The 21,610-nt window shown below is 55.6% G+C and carries 28 protein-coding genes; 22 read left to right on the top strand and 6 right to left on the bottom strand.

Annotation, left to right across the window (positions count from 1 at the left end; all coding sequences use genetic code 11):
* Window positions 1-36 precede the first annotated feature (36 nt).
* Both ACIRQ6_RS04460 and irr read right to left on the bottom strand, forming a co-directional pair.
* Complete coding sequence (locus tag ACIRQ6_RS04460) at window positions 37-564, bottom strand: REP-associated tyrosine transposase (protein WP_420862937.1); 528 nt, start codon at window positions 562-564, stop codon at window positions 37-39.
* A gap of 83 nt (window positions 565-647) precedes the next feature.
* Window positions 648-1,076, bottom strand: coding sequence for a Fur family transcriptional regulator Irr (irr, locus tag ACIRQ6_RS04455; RefSeq protein ID WP_420862936.1), 429 nt, complete (start codon window positions 1,074-1,076; stop codon window positions 648-650).
* A gap of 173 nt (window positions 1,077-1,249) precedes the next feature.
* On the opposite strand from irr, the gene fabA reads away from it, so the two are divergent.
* Window positions 1,250-1,759 (top strand): bifunctional 3-hydroxydecanoyl-ACP dehydratase/trans-2-decenoyl-ACP isomerase, encoded by a 510-nt coding sequence (gene fabA / locus ACIRQ6_RS04450; protein WP_420862935.1) that lies wholly within the window; start codon window positions 1,250-1,252, stop codon window positions 1,757-1,759.
* Between the two features lie 48 nt (window positions 1,760-1,807).
* Here fabA and ACIRQ6_RS04445 read toward each other — a convergent pair whose 3' ends face one another.
* A complete protein-coding gene (locus tag ACIRQ6_RS04445) occupies window positions 1,808-2,536 on the bottom strand; it encodes a leucine-rich repeat domain-containing protein (RefSeq protein ID WP_420862934.1) in 729 nt (242 codons plus the stop codon).
* Between the two features lie 183 nt (window positions 2,537-2,719).
* Between ACIRQ6_RS04445 and ACIRQ6_RS04440 the strand changes: the two genes are divergently transcribed.
* The 7 genes from ACIRQ6_RS04440 (at window position 2,720) to ACIRQ6_RS04410 (ending at window position 7,677) form a co-directional block, all read left to right on the top strand.
* The gene (locus tag ACIRQ6_RS04440) at window positions 2,720-3,127 is read left to right on the top strand and encodes a VOC family protein (RefSeq protein WP_420862933.1); all 408 of its coding nucleotides are present in this window, start codon (window positions 2,720-2,722) and stop codon (window positions 3,125-3,127) included.
* An 844-nt stretch (window positions 3,128-3,971) separates the two neighbouring features.
* Window positions 3,972-4,112: a hypothetical protein gene (locus tag ACIRQ6_RS04435; RefSeq protein WP_420862932.1), complete on the top strand. Its 141-nt coding sequence runs from the start codon at window positions 3,972-3,974 to the stop codon at window positions 4,110-4,112.
* A complete protein-coding gene (locus tag ACIRQ6_RS04430) occupies window positions 4,109-4,279 on the top strand; it encodes a hypothetical protein (RefSeq protein WP_420862931.1) in 171 nt (56 codons plus the stop codon). The genes ACIRQ6_RS04435 and ACIRQ6_RS04430 overlap by 4 nt, the downstream gene beginning before the upstream one ends.
* A gap of 30 nt (window positions 4,280-4,309) precedes the next feature.
* Entirely contained in the window at window positions 4,310-4,882 is a 573-nt protein-coding gene (locus tag ACIRQ6_RS04425; RefSeq protein WP_420862930.1) for a DUF2189 domain-containing protein, read from the top strand.
* A 307-nt stretch (window positions 4,883-5,189) separates the two neighbouring features.
* Complete coding sequence (fabB, locus tag ACIRQ6_RS04420) at window positions 5,190-6,419, top strand: beta-ketoacyl-ACP synthase I (RefSeq protein WP_420862929.1); 1,230 nt, start codon at window positions 5,190-5,192, stop codon at window positions 6,417-6,419.
* Between the two features lie 163 nt (window positions 6,420-6,582).
* Window positions 6,583-6,921 (top strand): hypothetical protein, encoded by a 339-nt coding sequence (locus ACIRQ6_RS04415; RefSeq protein ID WP_420862928.1) that lies wholly within the window; start codon window positions 6,583-6,585, stop codon window positions 6,919-6,921.
* A gap of 270 nt (window positions 6,922-7,191) precedes the next feature.
* The gene (locus ACIRQ6_RS04410; RefSeq protein ID WP_420862927.1) at window positions 7,192-7,677 is read left to right on the top strand and encodes a fasciclin domain-containing protein; all 486 of its coding nucleotides are present in this window, start codon (window positions 7,192-7,194) and stop codon (window positions 7,675-7,677) included.
* Between the two features lie 50 nt (window positions 7,678-7,727).
* Here ACIRQ6_RS04410 and ACIRQ6_RS04405 read toward each other — a convergent pair whose 3' ends face one another.
* Complete coding sequence (locus tag ACIRQ6_RS04405; protein ID WP_420862926.1) at window positions 7,728-7,904, bottom strand: hypothetical protein; 177 nt, start codon at window positions 7,902-7,904, stop codon at window positions 7,728-7,730.
* Between the two features lie 194 nt (window positions 7,905-8,098).
* On the opposite strand from ACIRQ6_RS04405, the gene ACIRQ6_RS04400 reads away from it, so the two are divergent.
* Window positions 8,099-9,313 (top strand): NADH:flavin oxidoreductase/NADH oxidase family protein, encoded by a 1,215-nt coding sequence (locus ACIRQ6_RS04400; protein ID WP_420862925.1) that lies wholly within the window; start codon window positions 8,099-8,101, stop codon window positions 9,311-9,313.
* A gap of 85 nt (window positions 9,314-9,398) precedes the next feature.
* On the top strand, window positions 9,399-10,187 hold the full coding sequence (locus ACIRQ6_RS04395) for an enoyl-ACP reductase FabI (RefSeq protein ID WP_420862924.1): 789 nt from the start codon (window positions 9,399-9,401) through the stop codon (window positions 10,185-10,187).
* Here the strand turns inward: ACIRQ6_RS04395 and ACIRQ6_RS04390 are convergent.
* Window positions 10,184-10,579 (bottom strand): VOC family protein, encoded by a 396-nt coding sequence (locus ACIRQ6_RS04390; protein WP_420862923.1) that lies wholly within the window; start codon window positions 10,577-10,579, stop codon window positions 10,184-10,186. The genes ACIRQ6_RS04395 and ACIRQ6_RS04390 overlap by 4 nt on opposite strands.
* Before the next feature lie 60 nt (window positions 10,580-10,639).
* Window positions 10,640-11,074 (bottom strand): peptidoglycan-binding protein LysM, encoded by a 435-nt coding sequence (gene lysM, locus ACIRQ6_RS04385; protein ID WP_420862922.1) that lies wholly within the window; start codon window positions 11,072-11,074, stop codon window positions 10,640-10,642.
* 188 nt (window positions 11,075-11,262) lie between these two features.
* Between lysM and ACIRQ6_RS04380 the strand changes: the two genes are divergently transcribed.
* From ACIRQ6_RS04380 to ACIRQ6_RS04325, 12 genes are all read left to right on the top strand, one after another.
* Entirely contained in the window at window positions 11,263-11,940 is a 678-nt protein-coding gene (locus tag ACIRQ6_RS04380; protein ID WP_420862921.1) for a haloacid dehalogenase type II, read from the top strand.
* Window positions 11,940-12,767: an alpha/beta fold hydrolase gene (locus ACIRQ6_RS04375; RefSeq protein WP_420862920.1), complete on the top strand. Its 828-nt coding sequence runs from the start codon at window positions 11,940-11,942 to the stop codon at window positions 12,765-12,767. Before ACIRQ6_RS04380 ends, ACIRQ6_RS04375 begins: the two co-directional genes overlap by 1 nt.
* On the top strand, window positions 12,764-13,744 hold the full coding sequence (locus tag ACIRQ6_RS04370; RefSeq protein ID WP_420863850.1) for a threonine ammonia-lyase: 981 nt from the start codon (window positions 12,764-12,766) through the stop codon (window positions 13,742-13,744). Before ACIRQ6_RS04375 ends, ACIRQ6_RS04370 begins: the two co-directional genes overlap by 4 nt.
* Window positions 13,741-14,928, top strand: coding sequence for an endonuclease/exonuclease/phosphatase family protein (locus ACIRQ6_RS04365; RefSeq protein WP_420862919.1), 1,188 nt, complete (start codon window positions 13,741-13,743; stop codon window positions 14,926-14,928). The genes ACIRQ6_RS04370 and ACIRQ6_RS04365 overlap by 4 nt, the downstream gene beginning before the upstream one ends.
* 97 nt (window positions 14,929-15,025) lie before the next feature.
* Window positions 15,026-16,183 carry a 4-hydroxybenzoate 3-monooxygenase gene (pobA, locus tag ACIRQ6_RS04360; protein ID WP_420862918.1) on the top strand — a complete coding sequence of 386 codons (1,158 nt, stop codon included), beginning with the start codon at window positions 15,026-15,028 and terminating at the stop codon, window positions 16,181-16,183.
* On the top strand, window positions 16,183-16,971 hold the full coding sequence (gene pcaD / locus ACIRQ6_RS04355) for a 3-oxoadipate enol-lactonase (protein WP_420862917.1): 789 nt from the start codon (window positions 16,183-16,185) through the stop codon (window positions 16,969-16,971). The genes pobA and pcaD overlap by 1 nt, the downstream gene beginning before the upstream one ends.
* Window positions 16,964-17,344 carry a 4-carboxymuconolactone decarboxylase gene (gene pcaC / locus ACIRQ6_RS04350; RefSeq protein ID WP_420862916.1) on the top strand — a complete coding sequence of 127 codons (381 nt, stop codon included), beginning with the start codon at window positions 16,964-16,966 and terminating at the stop codon, window positions 17,342-17,344. The genes pcaD and pcaC overlap by 8 nt, the downstream gene beginning before the upstream one ends.
* Entirely contained in the window at window positions 17,341-18,060 is a 720-nt protein-coding gene (pcaH, locus tag ACIRQ6_RS04345; protein ID WP_420862915.1) for a protocatechuate 3,4-dioxygenase subunit beta, read from the top strand. The genes pcaC and pcaH overlap by 4 nt, the downstream gene beginning before the upstream one ends.
* The gene (pcaG, locus tag ACIRQ6_RS04340; RefSeq protein WP_420862914.1) at window positions 18,057-18,659 is read left to right on the top strand and encodes a protocatechuate 3,4-dioxygenase subunit alpha; all 603 of its coding nucleotides are present in this window, start codon (window positions 18,057-18,059) and stop codon (window positions 18,657-18,659) included. Before pcaH ends, pcaG begins: the two co-directional genes overlap by 4 nt.
* Window positions 18,659-19,372 carry an alpha/beta fold hydrolase gene (locus ACIRQ6_RS04335; protein ID WP_420862913.1) on the top strand — a complete coding sequence of 238 codons (714 nt, stop codon included), beginning with the start codon at window positions 18,659-18,661 and terminating at the stop codon, window positions 19,370-19,372. The genes pcaG and ACIRQ6_RS04335 overlap by 1 nt, the downstream gene beginning before the upstream one ends.
* Window positions 19,369-20,196: a 3-keto-5-aminohexanoate cleavage protein gene (locus tag ACIRQ6_RS04330; protein ID WP_420862912.1), complete on the top strand. Its 828-nt coding sequence runs from the start codon at window positions 19,369-19,371 to the stop codon at window positions 20,194-20,196. The genes ACIRQ6_RS04335 and ACIRQ6_RS04330 overlap by 4 nt, the downstream gene beginning before the upstream one ends.
* Entirely contained in the window at window positions 20,196-21,533 is a 1,338-nt protein-coding gene (locus ACIRQ6_RS04325; protein ID WP_420862911.1) for a class-II fumarase/aspartase family protein, read from the top strand. The genes ACIRQ6_RS04330 and ACIRQ6_RS04325 overlap by 1 nt, the downstream gene beginning before the upstream one ends.
* The last annotated feature ends 77 nt before the right edge of the window (window positions 21,534-21,610 follow it).

Raw genomic sequence — 21,610 nt, 5'->3', positions numbered from 1 at the left:
CGTGCAAACCAGTGCCCTGACACACTTATCCGTGCGTTAAGCGGTGCGCGACATAGTCCGCTGAAATTTAAACCGCGAGTGGACGGTGGTTTCTTCTGCAGCACCATTTTTATGGATCGATGAAAACTTCCAATCACTTGGACTGGCCACCAATCCCATAGCAACCGGCAAGCGCCACATATAGCTGCGATGGGCCTCGTAGTCGGCCAGATCCCGCAAGCGGACTTCACTGTTATCGCGCTGCCATATACCTTTTTCGCGGCTCCGTTTTTGTGCATCTGAAAGGAATTCAGACACGGGCAAGTGGCGCGAGAAACTGGACTTAATCTGACGCAATCGGGGGCTCGTGTCCGTATCTTCCGGTCCCAAGAGCCAAATCATATGCAACTGATCCGGCAGGATAACAGCATCCAAAACTTCGAACGGACGTGCCTTCCTGGCCAGCGACACACAGGTGCGCAAATGATCGATATGATGCACCAGATAATGCGCACGCGGATCCGCCAAGCGAAGGCTGAAATAATACAGCCCCAACGGACTGGCGATGTGTGTGACATTTGACATGCAGGTAGTCATTGCATGCAGCGGATTACTGTCGCGTTAACGCGCGGAAATTTCTGTCAAAATTGTAGATCTGTTGGAAAAACCTAGCGTTTGCGCAGCCTTATGACCACGTCAACTTTCGCAATCTCGGCACCTTCTGGCGCTGTTGGCAGTTTGGCAATCTGCAAATCCTCTGCCGGAGCGTCGGTCAGCGTGGCAGTGTCTTCCCAATAAAAATGCGGATGGTCCGACATGTTAGTGTCGAAATAGCTTTTCGAGCCATCCACGGTAATCTCGCGCATCAAACCTGCCTCACAAAAGGCACGCAAGGTGTTGTACACCGTCGCCAGCGAGACCTTTTCAGGGCAGTCTTTCGACGCGTCATAGAGGCTTTCGGCCGTTACATGACGATCGCAGCCATCCCCGACCAGCAAAGTAGCCAGAGCCACGCGTTGCCGCGTCGGGCGCAGATCACCTTGGGCCAACCATGTGGTACCGCGCTGCGCTGCTGTCGCTGTGTCCGTATGCTGCATCGTTTTTCCCTTGGGTTTCCTTCTTATATGGCGAAATGCGTTTATCTTTCAACGTCTTTTGAGAATCGTTCTCGCTTGGGTCAATTTGTCCCAAGCTTGCGCGACGCCCCACAGCGATGCTAGAGGGTCTCGAAATCATTCCGTCCCACGTCACGAAGGATCACCCCCCGACTATGACCCAATTTCCCACCAGCTTTGGCAAAGACGACCTTATCAAATGCGCCCAGGGCGAGCTTTTTGGCGAAGGGAACGCTCAATTGCCAATGCCGCCCATGCTGATGATGGACCGGATTACCGATATTTCAGGCGATGGCGGGGCGCATGGCAAAGGCCACGTGGTCGCGGAATTTGATATCGATCCCTCGCTGTGGTTCTTTGACTGCCACTTTCCAGGCAATCCGATTATGCCGGGATGTCTGGGCCTTGATGGGCTTTGGCAGCTGACAGGGTTCAACCTTGGCTGGCGCGGCTGGCAAGGGCGCGGCTATGCCTTGGGTGTGGGCGAGGTCAAGCTGACCGGCATGGTTAGGCCTGATCGCAAAATGCTGACCTACAAAATCGACTTCACCAAAGCCATCCAAACACGTCGCTTGACGATGGGCGTGGCCGACGGCATCGTCGAAGCGGACGGTGAGGTGATCTATCAAGTCAAAGACATGAAAGTGGCGCTAAGCGAGAGTTAATCAAAACCTGTTGTGGAAGACCGGCAAAGGACAAACGGCCTGACCAGGCTATTGATAAATCGTCAGACCGTCCCTTGCCTCAAACACGCCTAAGTCCACGACGGCTGTATCTCTTACGTCGAGAATGCGGAGGTTTTCCAGCCCCAGCAGTGGCGACAGATCCGAAACCTGCGTTCCACTCAGGTAGACCTCGCGCAGCTTAGGCATATTGCCCAACGCAGACAGATCGCGGATAGGCAGATCCGCCAAGTCCAAGACCTGTAGGTTTAAAAGGTCAGAGATCAGCGCAACTTCGGTAAAGTTGGATTTGCTGAGGCTTAGCGCTTGGAGGTTGGAAAAACTGCCCAGCGCACTAAAATCCTGAAACGTACTATACCGCAGATCCAAGACCGTGAGATTCGGAAATTCTAGTAAAGGCGTCAGACTGGCCCAACGGGCGCCAGAGGCCTCGATCTGAGTCATGTTTGGCAGTTGGCGCAAAGCGGCCACTGGAATATCTTTGGTCGTGCGCAGGTTGACTGATTGCGCCTCAAACCGTCTGCAAAACCGGCCAACCATGACGCCCGGATGATCAAGATCCATACAGGTCTGAACCTCTTGCGGCGGCGTAAGCGGCGCGACCTCTTCGAAAATACGGGTCACTTGAGCCGCTTTTTGTTCCTGTTCCAGACGGTTTAGATCCTTGCCCGACAGCTGGGACAGATCAGGTGCGACGTCCTGCAATATCCAAAAGCCTACCGCGCAGCCAACAAGGCCCAAAATCACTGTAAGCTTCATGTGCTGTTCCTCACCACGCATGAGTGTTTGTTCACAAAACAGCAGGCCAGTTGCCTAACCAATGTCCCTAAGACCACGCATAAAAGTAGAAAAGGGCGAAGATGTGAAGGAAACCAGTTCTCAAGATGACAAGCAGGTCTGCGCCTCTTGCACGCCTGCATTTTCTAAGCCACGCTTTGCGCCATGAAACTCAAACTGCATCATATCAACCTATGCTCGACCAATGTGTCGGCCATGGACCGCTTTTACCGCGACATTCTTACTTTAGGGGACGAAGACCCAGCCGAACTGCCGCCTTTGAACACGGACAAGGGATTGGTCGGTGATGTGTCCTTTGTCACCGACGGCGAAATTCAAATGCACCTGACCCCGCGCGATGTGTTGAACTCGTTCCGTTCAGGCCAAGTCGTCAATCCACTGGAGCGCGGCCACATCGCCTACCGCACAGATGACATCCAAGCCTTCATGGCCCATCTGGACGCAAACGACGTGCCCTATTCGGATTGGGGCAGCAATGCCGTCAAAGGCTGGCACCAAGTCTTCTTCTACGACCCGGATGGGAACGTCATTGAAGTGCATCAGATTGTTTAGGCAATAGATAGATTGGATTTATCAAAGCGAACTAACGGACCGGTGCCTGTCAGACGGTCAAATTTAGTTTTGGTGTCGCAAGTGGATACTTTACGGACAATCCCACCTTTTGCTGACGCAGCATTCATTAGAGGCTGCATCAGTTCCCTGCGGCGTGACAGCCAAGGTCATCATTGCGGCCATTCAGTGCGGCTTAATGGGATCAAATCCAAACAGCGCCCTAGCTGAATGTTTTAGCAACCCGACGAGCGCAGGACGGAACCGACCTTGGGGTCTGTCTCGCAATTGTCAGAGAGACTTCACGAACTTCAAAGTTCACGAAATGTACCCAAGATCTGACACAGAAGGTTGGAACTTGGCGCTCTCACTTCTCTTTCGCCGCCACGACGTCTTAGGCCTGTTCTAAACCATCTTACGGCGCATGCCCTCCGCCAAAATGGGTTAGAAGATGATCCGCTCAGCAATGCTCAGGGCATCTTTCTACTCAAGCCCAAGGTAAGATACCGTGCTATCGACCTTTGTAGCCCTATGCAAAAGCAGCGCCGCGCGCGGATCGCCCAGACCTGTTTGGGAAAAAGCGAGCGGCTCGGTCCGATGATCCACCCTTTTCCCCAGGCTTTGCGCTTTGGGGCAACTGCCAGAAGTCGGATCCGGGGCATACCATGCCCTGCAATCGCCCCTCCCAACCCAAACGTCAGCACCGCGTTGACGACGAAGCATAGCATCGGAATGAAAAACCGATGTCACACGCAACTAGATCCGGCCATCTTTGCAAACCTATCAGACTGCTTCGAGCCAATACCCCAATGATCACAGCGCCCTTCACTGCATCAATGTGCAGTTGATGCGCACGTTTCCAGATGTCTTTTTCCTGAACCCTGACGGGTTAGCGATGCACGATTGGGCAAAGCCTTTGGTGCGGATCATCGCCAGTTTTGTCTACAATTTTGCAAGCCCACAAACGGCCCATTCGACAGCCATATGACGCGCGCAATTCGACAGATACCGATCCTGCGCAAACCAACGTTGGACGACTTCAGATCCTGCCTCGTCCTTGGAGTAAAAGACTTTCTCGCGGCCCCATGTGTTTCGCTGTTTTACGCAAGTTTCTTTGCCTTGGCTGGCATGGCGATTGGTCTGATCACCTACTAGTCGGGCCACACTTTTTGGCTGGTCTTGGCTGTGTTGGCCTTCCCATTGATCGGAACCCTGACGTCGGTCGGATTTTACGAAGTGAGTAGACGTCTTTCAACCAACACCCCTGTAAAGCTGTCCGAGGTCATCCAGTTCGTATGGTCTCTCAGGCTTGGTCAACTGCCGTGGCTGGCTACACTCATTATCGTTATCTTTCTATTTTGGTTATTCCTCGGTCATATGATTTTCGCCCTCTTCTTGGGCTTGTCGCCAATGACTAACGTAACACCATCCTTCACTGTTTTGTTGTCATTCGAGGGCATAATGATGATCACCTTAGGGACCATCATCGGCGGGCTATTTGCCTCATTGGTTTTCGCCATTGGCATCCACGGCATACCGATGCTGGTTGATCGAGACATTGACTTTATCACGGCCATTTTGACTTCAATTGCGGCAGTCGCAGACAGTTTTCTACGCTATGTACTTTGGGGTCTGTTCATAGGGTTTGTGACCTTCCTTGCGATGCTGCCGTTTTTCTTTGGCCTGTTTATCGCGATGCCGATATTTGGCCATGCGACTTGGCATCTTTATGAACGGCTTTCGGATGAAACGGTGTAAGGCCTTTTTACGCTGCTCTGTCAGACATCTCCGAATAGAAAACACGCTAAGGGAATTTTTTCCGATTTCGAATGTGTGACGTTTCTGACGTGGACCGACTTAGTGAACGGTCAGCGACGCACGGGCGACACAGGTCCGGTTTGCCCGCGACTTGCACCGAGAGGGCTAAGAGCAGCCATTCGTTGCATCACAGTCCGCGCCCCGCATTTTCGCGGCCCTGTAATATCCCACATTCATCACCACACCTTGCCCCCTCCAGCCCCGTGAATTACACACGGGGCCAAAGCTACCAAAGGGAACTCACAACATGCGTCGCGTCGTCATCACTGGCTTGGGGATCGTCTCCCCCATTGGAAACAACGCAGACGAGGTGACAGCGTCCCTCAAGGCAGGCACTTCCGGCGTTGTTGCCAGTGAAACTATGGCTGAACACGGGTTTCGCAGCCAGATCGCGGGCACGCTGAAGCTGGACATCACCGATCATGTGGACAAGCGCAAACTGCGGTTTATGGGCGCGGGTGCGGCTTATGCCTATATCGCGATGGAGCAAGCGATTGCCGATGCGGGACTTGAAGAAAGCGACGTTGTGAACCCGCGCACAGGGCTTGTCGCAGGCTCAGGCGGGCCATCCACATCCGCGATGTTTGCAGCCCACCAAACCGTGCTGAAATCCGGTGCCACCAAGCGGATTGGGCCGTTCGCTGTGCCCAAGTGCATGTCCTCAACCATCAGCGCGAACTTGGCCACGGCCTACCAAATCAAAGGCATCAACTATTCGATCACATCGGCCTGCTCGACCTCGCTGCATTGCATCGGCAACGCGGCAGAACAGATCATGATGGGTAAGCAAGACGTGATGTTTGCAGGCGGCGGCGAGGAATTGGATTGGACATTGTCGTGCCTGTTTGACGCCATGGGGGCCATGTCCAGCAAATACAACGACACGCCCACCAAAGCCTCGCGCGCCTTTGATGCCAACCGCGACGGGTTCGTGATTGCAGGCGGCGGCGGCATGGTTGTGCTGGAAGACCTCGAGCACGCCAAGGCCCGTGGCGCAAAAATCTACGCCGAAGTCACAGGGCTCGGGGCCACATCAGACGGCGCAGACATGGTCGCACCCTCCGGTGAAGGTGGCGAGCGGGCCATGCGCCTTGCCCTGCAATCGATACCCGAAGGCCGCAAGGTGAGCTACATCAACGCCCATGGCACATCCACACCCGTCGGCGATGTGGGCGAGGTTGAAGCCGTGCGCCGCGTCTTTGGCCAAGGCAGCACCCCACCCATCTCATCCACCAAAAGCATGACAGGCCACAGCCAAGGCGCCACTGGCGCCCAAGAAGCAATTTATTGCCTGCTGATGCTGCGTGACGACTTCATAGCCCCGTCGATCAACGTCGAAACCCTCGACCCCGCGCTGGACCCATCCGAGATCGCCACCACCCGCGTAGACAACGCAGGGCTGGACACGGTGATGACCAACTCCTTTGGCTTTGGTGGGACGAACGGGTCGATGCTGATGAGTAAGTTCCAAGACTGACAGGTCAAACCTATAGTGGCGGTTGAGTCAGGATAGCAAAGCAAAGCAGCTGTCTTTACTTGCTCCGCCAAAAAGGCTGATCGACCAAAGATCCAGAACATACCGTCGGTCTTGCAGGGCAATCGGAACCCTTGGTCCTGATCTGGACGACAGCGTAGCTGCTGTGGAAAAAGACCCCGCTTGTTGGCGCTTCAATCTGGCGTTTTATGCGGTCCATCTACCAAGCCTGATTGCTGTCGTGACGTATTTGGACGACCTCGTCAGCATGACTGGCATTGATGAGGGTGAAAAACGGCAGATCCTCAAAGCCTTGCATCAAGCCAAAAGTTTGGCCGCCACAGCCCGCCAGACACCGCAAGAGAAAGTTCCAACTGATCTCAAGGTCAAAGCAAAAGTCCTATCAAACTACGCCAAAGCGCCTGACGCGGCTTTACCACAAGAGGGGATAGCACCGCGGGGGTTGAACCAAGTCAGCAAAACCAGTGCAGGCCTAACGTTCTGAAGCAGGGTCAAATTTCAGCAATTCAAAAAACTACAAAATATCTTGGGCAACCCACCCATTCAAAGCACAGGTTTTAGCAATCTTAAAACTGGATCAATCACAAAAACTCTATTTGAAAGTGTAAATCATCGTGGCTTAGGGCGCTGAAAACACAGGTCAAATCCAAAGTTTCAGTATCGGCGGAAACCGCCCCGCAACTTGGTGCGTATCTCCTGCAATCCCCAATCACGAGGTTGGGGGCCTTGTTAAATCTGATCAGGAGATATCCCTATGCTACGCAGAACTTTTCTTGCCGCCACAACCGCCGCCGCTTTGATCAGCGCCCCAGCCTTTGCTGGTGGCCACTCCAAAGACATCGTGGACACAGCCGTGGCTGCAGGCACATTCAACACGTTAGCCGCCGCCCTGACGGCCGCAGGTTTGGTGGATACCCTCAAGGGCGAAGGCCCGTTCACTGTGTTTGCCCCCACAGACGAGGCGTTTGCTGCCCTGCCGGAAGGCACTGTAGAGACGTTGCTGATGCCCGAAAACAAAGACCAGCTGACCGCAATCCTGACCTACCACGTGGTCGCTGGCAAAGTGATGTCCACGGACCTCAGCGATGGCATGATGGCCGCGACAGTGCAGGGTTCCGAAGTGAAAATCGGCACAATGGATGGCGTAAAAGTCAATGACGCAACCGTCACCACCGCCGATATCGAAGCGTCAAACGGCGTGATCCATGTGATCGACAAAGTCATCATCCCCGCCATGTAAGCGGGGATGGGATCGGGGTAGCGCCCGCCCAAACCCTAAGGCCGTGCGCGCTATTTCTTGTCGCGCGCGGCCTTTTCTTCTTTTGTCAGCTTGTTGTTCCAGACATTGTTGCTGAGGCCCAATTCCGCCGCCAAAGGCTTGGTCTTGCCCTTTTTGACCTCTCCGCCCTTGTTGAGGAACTCTTGGATCAACGCATCGTCGGTGGTATCTTTTGGCACATGTTTCATTAAATCATACCCCCCTTGGGCGATCAGAAAAGACTGCTGCGATGGTAGTCGTCCCCTGCCCCAAAGATCAAGACACCGATGCAGTCACTCGCTTATAGTTTGGCAAATGCGCATCACAGATCGACGGCAAATTGACAAATGATGTCAGGCGGCGGACTGTCTGCCCGTAACAACTGAACGCGAGAGCCAAGGTGATGAGTTCTGCAAACCCAAGCGTTTTGGCACAGCCTTTGAAGCTGCCCTGTGGCGTTGTCCTCAAGAACCGCTTAGCAAAATCAGCGATGTCAGATTCCTTGGGTGACGGCTGTGGTGGGCCAACAGATGCGCAAATACGTCTGTACGAACGTTGGGCTGAAGGCGGTTTGGCCCTGTCTATTGTTGGTGAGGTTCAGGGCACCGCGCTCTATCCAGAAAAGCCCGGCAATCTGGTCTTGAACACCCAGTCCAATCCAAACCAATTCAAAGCTTTAGCTCGCGCTGGATTAGATCATAAAACACAACTTTGGCTTCAGCTTGGACATGCAGGCGCTATGGCAGATCCAGCGATCTGTGCTCCGAAAGGCCCAAGCGCGCTTGATTTGCCGGGGCTGAGGTGTGATGCGCTTTCGCTCTCAGACATCCAGCAACTACCGGCGGAATTTGCGCGCACTGCCCGTCTTGCACAGGACTATGGGTTTGGAGGCGTTGAAATTCACGCAGCCCACGGGTTCCTCCTCAGCCAGTTTTTGTCCCCCCTGTTCAACAAACGCGACGATGCGTATGGAGGCAGCTTGGCCAACAGAATGCGTCTAATGCTGGACAGTGTAGATGCGGTGCGCCGCGCCGTGGGGCCAGATTTTCCGATTGCAGTAAAGCTGAACGCCACAGATCAACTGGCAGGTGGGTTTGCGCAGGACGAGGCACTTGGCGTTATGGCTGTGTTGGATGCCACCAGCGTTGACCTGATCGATATAAGCGGTGGAACATATTTCCCTGGTGCCCCTTCGTCCTCGGATCGCGCAGGCTTTGGGCCCTACTTTGTGGATTTTGCCAAGCAATCACGCGCCAAAACCACAAAGCCATTAATGGTGACGGGCGGTTTCAAAACGCTCGACCAAGCCCAAACAGCTATCACAGATGGATCCGCTGATCTTATTGGCCTTGCGCGGGCCGTGATTGTTGACCCGGACTTGCCTCAGAAATGGCTGGCAGGTCACGCGCCCACCCCCAAATTCCCACACTTTGAAAATCCACCCGAAGGGGGCGTGACGGCGTGGTACACAATGCAGATTACGCAGATCGCAGATGACGGCGCCATGCTGTCACCCGCTGGGCTGTCCGATGCTGTTACTGCCTATACGCAAAGGGATCAGCAGCGCCGCGCGCTATGGACGATGCATTTCGCGCAGGATAGTCGCGATCAAAGCTGACTCTGGCCCACCCCTCACAATCAGCTCAACCTTGACCTTATGCGCCAAAACCGCCACTTAACCCAAAAGTGAGTGAGGGACGACTATGACGATTTCAATGGCTGGAAAGCGCGGGCTCATCATGGGTGTTGCCAATGAACGGTCCATCGCTTGGGGCATTGCCAAAGCGATGTCGGAGGCCGGCGCAGAGCTGGCATTCACATACCAAGGTGAAGCCTTTGGCAAGCGCCTCGCCCCTTTGGCCGAAAGCGTCGGTTCAGACTTTATGGTTGATGTTGACGTGACCGATGACGCCAGCATGGATGCGGCCTTTGACGGGATTTCTGCCAAATGGGGCAGCTTGGACTTTGTCGTTCATGCCATTGCTTTTTCTGATAAAAACGAGTTGACCGGCCGGATCAGCGATACCAGTCGCGAGAACTTCAAAAATTCGCTATCGATCAGCTGCTACAGCTTTATTGATGTGGCCAAACGGGCCAGTGCGTTGATGCCTGAGGGCGGCACGCTGCTGACGCTGACCTACCAAGGCTCTAACCGCGTCACGCCGTTTTATAACGTCATGGGCGTGGCCAAAGCAGCGCTGGAAAGTGCGACGCGTTACTTGGCAAATGATCTTGGCCCCCAAGGTATTCGCGTCAACGCAATCTCACCCGGTCCGATGAAAACCTTGGCCGGTGCCGCAATCGGCGGCGCGCGCAAAACCTACAAACATACGGATCAAAACAGCCCGTTGCGATCCAATGCAACGCTCGAGGCCGTGGGAGGAACAGCTGTCTATCTGGCCTCAGATGCAGGGGCTTGCACCACGGGCGAAGTTATCCGCGTGGACGGTGGCTATCACGTACTGGGCATGCCGCAGTCAGAGAATATTTAGTCCGCAGGCTGGATCAGACCAATCACTGCCCCTGATGGATCAGCAACGATGGCGATGCGCCCAACCTGAGGCACGTCAAAGCCCGATTTCATCACTTGCCCGCCTGTGTCGGCAGTGGTTTGAACCGCGGCATCCACATCATCCACAGCCAAATAGGTCATCCAGTGGGAAGGCAGGTTTTGCATACCTTCCATTTGCTTGATGTCAAAAATACCAACGACTGGTACGCCTGCGACCAGCCCCATATGATAGGGGCCTTCGGGCATCTCTTCGGTTTGGATATCCCAGCCGCAAACTGATTTGTAGTACTCAAGCGCTGCGTCCACATCATGGGTGGCAAGCTCGCTCCAGTGAACATTTCCGTGGGTGTAGGGCATCTGATCCTCCGTCATTACAAAACAAAAGGCGGGCCGAAACCCGCCTTGCTGCCTAGTCTAACACAGTTTGTCCCGTTACGCAGGAATACGCAGATTTTGACCTGGATAGATTTTATCCGGGTCGGATAACATTGGCTTATTGGCCTCAAAAATTTCCATGTATTTCGCTCCAGATCCCAAGTAATGAGCCGAAATTTTCCAAAGGCTTTCGCCCTTTTCAACTGTATGAAACACAGGCTCCTTTGCGTCAGGTGCTGTGATGGTTTCTTCAACACTGCCTACGCCTTCGATATTGCCTGCAGCCAGAATGATCTTCTCGCGCACTTCTTGGCTGGGGGCCTCGCCAGTGATTTTCACTGTGTCGCCCTCCACTTCTACAGTGACGCCATCAGCCTCGAGGCCCAGATCTTTGATCTCGGCATATACTGCGTCTGATGGCGCCTCGGCTGCCTCTGCTTTGCCAATCCCAATGGATTTTCCCGCATCTTTGATAAAACTCCACAGTCCCATAATGGTCCGCCCTTTTTTGTGAGTGTCGCCATCCACGCCGCATTGCGCAACTTGAGGTTGACGATGTTACACTATAGGGCGATCATTGCGAAGTCACGGGCCTAATTTTGAGTTTTTCCCCGTCGATTGCGGCCCTTGTGTTTCGGCCTTATTCGCCTAGGCTGGCTTTAGAAAAAGAGGGGCAAACCATGGCAATTACGACCTGTATTTTTGATGCATACGGGACGTTGTTTGACGTCTCCGCAGCGGCCAGAACTTTGGCAAGCCAACCGGGCCAAACCGCCCTTTCTGCGAAATGGCAACAGGTCGCAAGTGATTGGCGGCTCAAACAACTTCAGTACACTTGGCTGCGCGCCACGGCAGACCAGCACATCAATTTCTGGCAAGTCACCCAAGACGGGCTGGACTGGGCGTTAGAAAATGCAGGGCTGGAGGACGAGATGCTGCGCGAGGATCTGCTGGCGCTCTATTGGAACCTTGCCGCCTACAAAGAGGTGCCCAAGATGCTGCACACACTCAAGGCAAAAGGGCTTAAGACCGGTATCTTGTCAAACGGCAGCCCGGATATGCTGGACGGTGCTGTGACCTCGGCGGTATTGGATGATGTGCTGGACGCGGTCCTGTCGGTCGAGGATGTGGGCGTGTTCAAACCCGCCAAAGCAGTCTACGATATGGTCGGCGCGCACTTTGGATGCGCCAAAGACGAAGTTCTCTTTGTCTCGTCGAATGGATGGGATGCTGCGGCGGCGGCAGGCTACGGCTTCCAAACCGCTTGGGTTAATCGCGCGGGCGACCCCATGGACCGGCTTTATGCCAAACCGCATCACGTCCTTGATGATCTGACCACAATCCCGGACCTCGTGTAGTGGCAAAGTTTCGAACATCTGACGGTGTGACGCTGTACTATTCCGACACCGGTACAGGATCCAGCCCACCGATCCTATGCCTGTCGGGGCTCACGCGAAACAGCCGTGATTTCGATTATGTCACCCCGCATTTGGCCGAACAGCGACTAATCAAACTGGACTATCGCGGACGCGGCCAATCGGACTGGACCGACTTTGAAACATACACCATCCCCCGTGAGGCCCTCGACTGTTTTGAACTGTTGGACCACCTCGGCCTCGACAAGGCCGCGATATTGGGCACCTCGCGCGGCGGGCTGATCGCCATGGTTTTGGCCGCAACCGCCAAGGACCGCCTGAGCGGTGTTGCGCTAAATGATATCGGGCCTGAACTGATGAGCGAAGGCTTGGACAGCATCGGCATCTACCTAGGGCGCAACCCCTCACAAAAGACCTATGCCGAGGCAGTAGAGATGCGTGCCAGCCTTTTGCCCGGCTTCCAAAACGTTCCCACCAGCCGTTGGCAAAACGAAGTGGAAATGCACTACCGCGAGACGCCCGACGGATTGCAAATCAACTATGACCCAAAACTGCGCGATGCGGTCTTAAGCGCGCGAACCAAGGATATGCCAGATCTTTGGCCGTTGTTTGAGGCGCTGATTGGCCTGCCAACCCTGTGCTTACGCGGTGCAAATTCCAATCTGCTCAGCGCCGACACATTGGACCGCATGCAAAAACGCCATCCGCACATGATTGCAACCACAGTCCCAGATCGTGGCCACGTGCCGTTTCTGGACGAACCCACCAGCCTCGCCGCCCTTCGCACATGGATATCGCATCTGACATGAACATTGAAATGATCCGCGCGGCCGCGCTCCGCCTTAACGGGCACGCTCGCAAAACACCGCTGCTGACCTCACCGTTTCTGGACAAAATCGCGGGAAGGCGCGTGTTGCTGAAACCCGAGTGCTTGCAACACACCGGATCGTTCAAGTTTCGCGGGGCGTGGTCGGCTGTCTCATCCCTGACCAACGAACAACTGGATGCAGGTGTGATCGCGTTTTCCTCTGGCAATCACGCGCAAGGGGTCGCATTGGCCGCACGCGAACATGACACAGCCGCTGTGATCATTATGCCCCGCGACGCCCCTGCCCTGAAGATCAACAACACACGTGCACTGGGGGCCGAAGTTGTGCTGTACGATCGCGCCAGCGAGGACCGTGACCAGATTGGATCTGAATTGGCCGCCCAGCGCGGTTTGACCCTGATCAAACCCTATGACGAACCGCAAGTGATCGCAGGGCAAGGCACCACCGGGTTGGAAATCGCAGCACAGGCCGCTGAACTTGGTGTCACGCAAGGCGACGTGATGGTGTGCTGCGGTGGCGGCGGATTGACCTCTGGCGTCGCACTGGCCCTAGAGGCAGATGCGCCCGGCCTGCGCGCCCGCCCCGTTGAGCCAGAAAATTACGACGACGTAACGCGCTCGCTGATATCGGGCCAAATCGAACGCAACGTGATCACGCAAAACGGCCTGTGCGACGCGATTGTCACGCCACAACCCGGTGATCTGACTTTCCCGATTTTGCACAGGCTATGCGGGCCGGGCGTTGTCGTGACCGAGGACGAGGCCCTCAAGGCCATGGTCCTGGCTTGGGGCCGGCTCAAGATCGTTTTGGAACCGGGCGGCGCCGTTGGTTTGGCCGCAGCCCTGTTTCACCGGGACGCAATCGAAGGGGACGCTGTGATCGCCGTGGCCTCTGGTGGCAACGTGGATGCGCCTGTTTTCCAAATGGCCCTGACCAAATTCGGAGACATCTTATGACCGATTTCACCATCGCCAGTTTCAACGTGAAAAACCTTATCGGCCCTTCGGAGGAATATTACCGCTTTCAGGAATACACCCCGGAAGAGCACGCATGGAAGCAGGACTGGCTGGCCGATCAACTGCTGTCCATGGACGCGGATATCGTCTGCTTTCAAGAAATTTTCGACGAAAGTAGCCTGCGCGCCGTCATTGCCGAAACCGATCTGCGCGGTATTGCCAGCAACGAGACCGTGATCCCCGACCGCACAAAACGCTATCATAAACGCGCTATATTCCGACATCTGGCCTTTGCGCCCTACACCGATGCAGGGCTCGCCTTTGCGCCAAACGCCAATGATGGCGCGCCCGGTCAACGTCGCCCCGGCGTGGCGATCTTGTCGCGCACAGGCTTTGTTGGTACGCCGGAAATCATCCAAGATCTTGAAACCCCTTTAGAAATCCCCTTCCAAGACCTCGATGGATCCGACGGCGGCTCTTTTCGGATCAGCCGTTTATCGCGCCCCATCCTCAAGGCGCGCATCCCATTGGGCGACCAAACCATCACGGTATTCAACTGCCACCTCAAATCCAAACTGGGTGAACACCCCCGCCCTGATGGCGCAGCCTTTGCCCCTGAAAGTGATCTGACCAACTATGATCCCGTGGGCCGCGCTTTAGGCAGTCTGCGCGCCACAGTGCGCCGCATGGCCGAAGCATGGGTGCTGCGCGGCGCCATTGTGCAAGAACTGCGCGCGGGCAATCCGGTTATGGTCCTTGGCGATTTCAACGACAGTGAAAACGCTGTCAGTTCCGAAATTATCGCAGGCGAACATCCGTTCAAAAACTATGCATGGATGCTGCGCCACGACGCAGAAAGCCGCAATGATCGCTACACCCGCGAGGAAAACATCCAGATCACCGAAGACATCCAAGCCATGCGACTGCATTCGGCAGAAAAGCTGTTCGTGCGCAAATCCTTGCGGGATATGGTCTATACATCGGCCTTTGGCGGCATCTTTGAAAGCATAGATCAGATCTTTATGTCACGCCATTTCCTGCCCGAGTATTCAGACAGAATTGGCGAAATGGAGTATTTCAGCGTCCTCAACGACCATTTGACCGACGGCTCACACCCCGAAGCGCCTTATAACAAGCTGGCAAGCGACCATGGACAGATCATCGCCCACATGCGGCTTTTATAGGAGTGTGGGAGAAAGACAGAAAGGAATAAAGACGCCATATAGTTGACATTGTTAACTACTTTAAGCTAAGCTGAGTCGTAAGGGAGGAACGGCATCAATGCCAACGCAAGTCTGCATTATCGGCGGCGGACCATCGGGAATGCTGCTGGCGCAATTGCTCAAAACCGCTGGGCATGATGTTGTCGTGCTTGAACGCCAAAGCCGCGCCTATGTGTTGGCCCGTATTCGCGCAGGCGTCTTGGAACAAGGCACCGTTGATATGCTGCGCAAAGCAGGTGTAGCGAGCCGTCTTGACCGCGAGGGCTATGTGCATGGCGGCACTTTGCTGGCCGCAAAAAACCAACAGTTCCGCATAGATTTTGACGATCTCATTAGCAAAAACGTCACGGTATATGGCCAAACCGAAGTGACCAAAGACCTTTATGACGCCTGCGGTGATTTAGTGATCCACGGCGTCGCCAATGTAGATCTGGCAGATCTACACAGCAAAGCACCAGTGGTCAGCTACCAATTGGACGGCACGGTCCATCACATCAAATGTGACTTCGTCATCGGCTGTGACGGCTACCATGGCGTTTCGCGTCGGGCGATCCCCTCGGACGTTCTGACAGAATATGAACGTGTCTACCCGTTTGGATGGCTTGGGGTGCTGTCTGAGACGCCACCAGTGAGCCAAGAATTGATCTATGCCAACCACAGCCGTGGGTTTGCCTTGTGTTCGATGCGCAACGAGGCGCTCAGCCGCTACTACATCCAATCCCCTGTGGACGATCCGCTGGATAAATGGACCGACGACGCGTTCTGGGATGAGTTGCGTCGCAGGTTACCGCAAGAGGCCGCAGAAAACCTGATCACAGGCCCCAGCATCGAAAAATCCATTGCACCGCTGCGGTCCTTTGTGGCCGAACCCATGCGGTGGGGCGCACTTTTTTTGGTGGGCGATGCGGCCCATATTGTGCCACCGACTGGTGCAAAGGGCCTCAATTTGGCGGTCAGCGATGTGCACTACCTCTTTGAGGGGTTGATCCAGCACTATGCGGGCGATGATACGGGCCTCGACAGGTATTCCGAAAAAGCGTTGACCCGCGTGTGGTCGGCCATCCGGTTCAGCTGGTGGTTTACCACCACGATGCACAGCTTTCCCGGCCAAAGTGAGTTCGACCAGAAAATTCAGGAAAGCGAGCTGGCGTTGCTGGCTGGTTCGCGCTCGGCGCAAACCAATTTTGCAGAAAACTATGTAGGACGGCCCTTTTGATGACAGAGTACACAATCTCGCGCGGTGGCGTGGACATTTATTGTAAGGTCGAAGGCAGCGGCGCGCCTGTCGTCTTTGCCAATTCCCTCGGCACAGATATGCGTCTATGGGATCCGGTCCTGCCGCTGTTGCCGGACGGCTTGCAAATCATCCGCTTCGACAAACGTGGGCACGGCAAATCCTCGGTGCCACCTGCCCCTTACACTATGGGCGCGCTGGTCAGCGACGCCGAGGCGGTCATGGACCACCTGGGCGTTAAGGATGCGGTATTTGTGGGTCTGTCTATCGGTGGGATGATCGCCCAAGGTTTGGCGGTTAAGCGCTTGGATCTGATCCGTGCTGTTGTTTTGTCGAACACTGCCGCCAAAATTGGGACCAAGGAGATGTGGCAAACCCGTATTGACGCTATCCGTCAAAACGGTCTCGCCAGCCTTACAGACACCGTTATGGAACGCTGGTTTGGCACTGACTTCCTTGCCTCACCTGAGATGGCGCATTGGCGGGCGATTTTCGAACAAACCCCCGAAGAAGGCTATATCGGCTGTTCCCAAGCCATCGCAGGTACGGATTTTTATTCCAGCACCAGCACTCTGCGCTGCCCGGTTCTGGGCATTGCAGGAACAGAAGACGGCTCGACCCCACCAGATTTGATGCGCGAAACGTTGAACGTCATTCCCGGATCAGAGTTCCATTTGATGCAGCGCTGCGGCCACTTGCCCTGTGTAGAAAAACCTCAGGAATACGCCGCGCGACTGACGCAATTTCTAAAGGACACCGGCCATGTCTGATCGATACAGGGAAGGGATGAAAATCCGCCGCAAGGTATTGGGAGACGCCCATGTTGACCGCGCCGAGGCACAAAAATCCGACCTTGATCAAGGCTTTCAAACCATGATCACCGAAGGGGCTTGGGGCACGGTTTGGGCCAGTGATGCCATCGCCCTGCGCGAGCGATCTATGCTGACGCTGGCACTGTTGGCCGCCACCGGGAATTTCGCGGAAATTCCCATGCACATCCGCGCTACAGCCAATACTGGTGCCAGCAAATCCGATGTGATGGAGGCGTTTCAACACGTGGCCGTTTACGCAGGCGTGCCCAAGGCAAATCATGCAATCAAACTGGCCAAAGAAACCTATGCGGAAATGGAGGCCCAAGCATGAGCAGCTATTATTCCCGCGACCGAAACTGGCATCCACGCGCCTATTATCCCGACTACAAAACATCTGTCCTACGTTCGCCGCAAAAGGCGCTGCTGGCCATGCCGACAGGTGTTGCTGAAGAAACCAGTCCGGTCTTTGGCCAAGACATTCTGGGCCCGCTTGACCACGACATGATCCACAACTTTGCCGCCGAAGGCGCATCTGCGATCGGGCCGCGTATCATCGTCTATGGGCGGGTGATCGACCAAGACGGCCACCCCATTCCCAACGCTTTGATCGAAGCATGGCAGGCCAATGCTGGCGGCCGCTATCGGCATGCCAAAGAAGGGTATCTGGCTCCGCTTGACCCCAATTTTGGCGGCTGCGGGCGCACAGTGACGGACGATCAGGGACGCTATGAATTTCGCACAATTCAACCCGGCCCCTACCCTTGGCCCAATGGCCCCAACGACTGGCGCCCTGCGCATATTCACCTCAGCCTCTTTGGGCACGGGTTCGGTCAGCGCCTGATCACACAGCTCTATTTCGAGGGGGATCCCATGATCAAATACTGCCCCATCGTGCGCACAATCGCCGACCCCGCAGCCATCGACAGCCTTGTGGCCCAACTGGATATGGATGCCACGGTTCCTATGGATGCGCGCGCCTATAAATTCGACATCGTGCTACGTGGGCGGCGTCAAACCGTCTTTGAAAACCGGTTGGAGGGCCTATGACCATGCGCCTAAAAGAAACGCCCAGTCAAACCGCAGGTCCCTACGTCCACATCGGGTGCACCCCGAATTTTTGCGATATTTCAGGAGTTTATGATACAGATCTGGGCACGCAAATGGTCAATGACCAAACCAAAGGCGAGCGGATCACGATCACAGGCACCGTGTTCGACGGCTACGGGCAGGCCCTCAAGGATGCACTGATCGAGATCTGGCAACCCGATGCCCAAGGCCTGTTTCCCTCCGCCGCAGAAACGCGTGGCACGCCGGATCCTAACTTTACCGGTTTTGGCCGCAGCCCCGGCGATATGGCCACCGGTGCCTTTTCGTTTGAGACGATCAAACCCGGCCCTGTGCCGTTTCGCGATGGCCGCATGCAAGCGCCCTTTGTCAGCTTTTGGATCGTGGCACGCGGAATCAATATCGGGCTGCAAACCCGCATGTATTTCGCCGACGAGGACAATAGCAAGGACCCGGTCCTGGCACGGATCGAACATCAGGGGCGCATTCAAACGCTTTTGGCCCAGCCCAAAGGGGATGGCATCTACCACTTTGACATTCACCTGCAAGGGGACGCAGAGACCGTGTTTTTCGATATCTGATGGCGCATTTTCTGCTGATCCACGGCTCGTGTCATGGCGCATGGTGTTGGGAGCACGTCCTGCCCGCCTTGCGCGATCAGGGCCATACGGCCACGGCGATTGATCTGCCGTCACATGGGGCGGATCAGACGCCCGTCAGTGATGTGACCCTCAACAGCTATGCACAGGCCATTTTGGCCGCCACCTCTGGCCCGACTATTCTGGTGGGTCATTCCATGGGCGGCTATCCCATCACCAAAGCTGCAGAACTCGACAACGCAAACATCACAGCCTTGGTGTATTTATGCGCCTACACGCCTAACTCGGGCGTATCACTGGCCGACAACCGCAGACGCGCGCCGCGCCAACCTTTGCTGGATGCAGTGATTGTTTCAGACGATCGGCAGAGTTTTGTGGTGGATCCAGACAAAGCCTTTGAACGCTTTTACCACGATTGCCCTGCCAAAGACGCCGAACGCGCGATTGCGCAGCTGTGCCCGCAACCTATTTTGCCGCAAGAAACGGCCATGACAGTCACCGCCGCTTCGGCAGATCTGGCGCAATTCTACATCCGCTGTTCCAATGACCAAACCATTCCGCCTGAATATCAAACCACCATGGCCCAAGCGTTTCGCCAAGATCATGTGTTCGACATGCCCACCAGCCATTCGCCCTTTTATGCAGACCCCGCCGGTCTAACCAAAATCCTTAGCCAAATTGCAGGAACCCTATGACAAAACCTTGTATCATCTGCGTCGCCATCACCGGATCGGTTCCTCGAAAATCCGACAATCCAGCCGTGCCCACAACTGTAACGGAACAGATCGAAAGCACACACGCCGCCTTTGAGGCAGGCGCCAGTATTGCCCATTGCCACGTGCGCAACGATGACGAAACACCAACGGCAGATCCGGAACGGTTTGCCGCCTTGCTTGAAGGATTGCGCAGCCATTGCCCGGGCATGATCGTGCAATTGTCCACTGGCGGCAGATCTGGCGCAGGGCGTGAGCGCGGTGGGATGTTGTCACTGCGGCCAGATATGGCATCGCTGTCGGTTGGCTCGAACAACTTCCCCACGCGGGTCTACGAAAACAGCCCCGATCTGGTCGCGTGGCTGGCCGAAGAAATGCTCAAATACGACGTCAAACCCGAGGTAGAAGCCTTTGATTTATCGCATATTTTGCAGGCCCTGAACATGGCCAAAGACGGTCGCCTCAAGGCCCCACCCTATATCCAGTTTGTGATGGGCGTGAAAAACGCGATGCCTGCAGACAAGGCCGTGTTTGACTTTTATGTCGAGACGATGCGCAGCCGAGCGCCAGACGCCCAATGGTGCGCGGCAGGCATCGGCGCGACCCAAGCCACAGTGAATGAATGGGCGATTGCCGCAGGCGGTCACACCCGCACGGGGCTTGAGGACAACATCCGTCTGGATAAACAAACCCTTGCACCCTCCAACGCTGCCCTCGTGGAAAGAACCGTGGCAATTTGCGAAAAATACGAGCGTCCCGTGGCCACATGGCAACAGGCCCGTGATCTGCTGGGCCTAGCGGCCTGATGGCGGGTTCGGTCTACGACAGCGCGCTTTATGCCCAGCTTTTTGGCGACAAGGAAGTGGGGCCTTTGTTCACCGACAGCGCCGAAATTCGCGCCTTGGTATTGGTCGAAGGGGCTTTGGCCAAGGCCCAAGGCAAACTTGGTGTGATCCCGCAAATCTCGGCTGCCGCGATCCATCGCGCTTCATTGGAGATCCCGCTGGATCCTGCAGGCCTCGCCGAAGGGACGGGAAAATCCGGTGTGATGATCCCTGCGCTGGTTGCCGCGTTCCGCAAAGCCATGGAAGCACCGGAACACGCCCAATTTGTACATTTTGGGGCCACCTCGCAGGACATTGTGGACACCGGCCTTGCCCTACGCCTGCGCCAAGTTTTGGGCATTTACGAAACCCGTCTGCAGTCGGTGATTGCAGCTTTGGGTCAATTGGCCAACACCCACGCCGAGCTGCCCATGGCCGCGCGCACTTGGGGTCAAAACGCGACCCCCACGACCTTTGGTGCTGTTGTCGCGACATGGGGCGCGCCATTGATCCAAGCGTTAGAGGCCCTGCCCGCCGTACGCGCACAGGTCCAGCAGGTCTCTTTGTCAGGGGCCGCAGGCACATTGTCTGCCATGGGCCCCAAAGGCCCGGAAGTGCGCCGTGATCTGGCCGAAGGACTGGGCCTGAGCGACCCAGAACAAACATGGCACAGCAATCGCTTTGGCGTGACCAGCTTGGCGGCTTGGATGACGCAAACCACTGCAGCCCTTGCCAAATTGGCGCGCGACATCGACCGCATGACCCAATCTGGTATCGGTGAGCTGATCATGGGCACCGCTGGCAGTTCTTCGACCATGCCGCAAAAACAAAACCCAGTGGTCCCTGCCCAGTTACAAGCGATCGCATCCCATGTGAACGGGTTGAACCACGTGATGCAATCCAGCGCCGTGCATGGGCAAGCCCGCGATGGCAGTGCATGGATGGCCGAATGGATGAGCCTGCCGCAAATGTGTCTTGGCACGGGCACAGCCCTCAAGCAGGCCCTCGATTTGATCACAGGTCTGCAGCCCATGCCGCAAGCAATGCGCGCTAATCTAGAGAATGGTTTGGGCCTGATTTATGCAGAATCCCTGACCTTCCTTTTGGCCAAATCCATGCGTCGTCCTGAGGCCCAAGAGGCCGTCAAAACCCTGTGCCAACGCAGCATAGCCGAGGCGATCCCGCTTGCCGAATTGGCCGCAAGCACATGGCCGGATTTGGATCTGGCCACCGCTTTTCAGCCGCACTCAACATGGGGCAACAGTGCCTTGGACGCCAAACGGTTCGCCGCCGCCGCCCTGTCACTTTCGAACAGCTAATCGGTCTTTGGGCTTTTCGATGCAGGATTTGCTTGCTAGGCGTTACACCAGCCGAGGTCATTTTACCTCTCAGGATC

Origin of the sequence: Algirhabdus cladophorae, assembly GCF_044772865.1 — a bacterium.
GTDB lineage: Bacteria > Pseudomonadota > Alphaproteobacteria > Rhodobacterales > Rhodobacteraceae > Algirhabdus > Algirhabdus cladophorae.
Note: the sequence above shows the minus strand (reverse complement) of the source record. Positions and strands in the feature narration are given on the sequence as shown.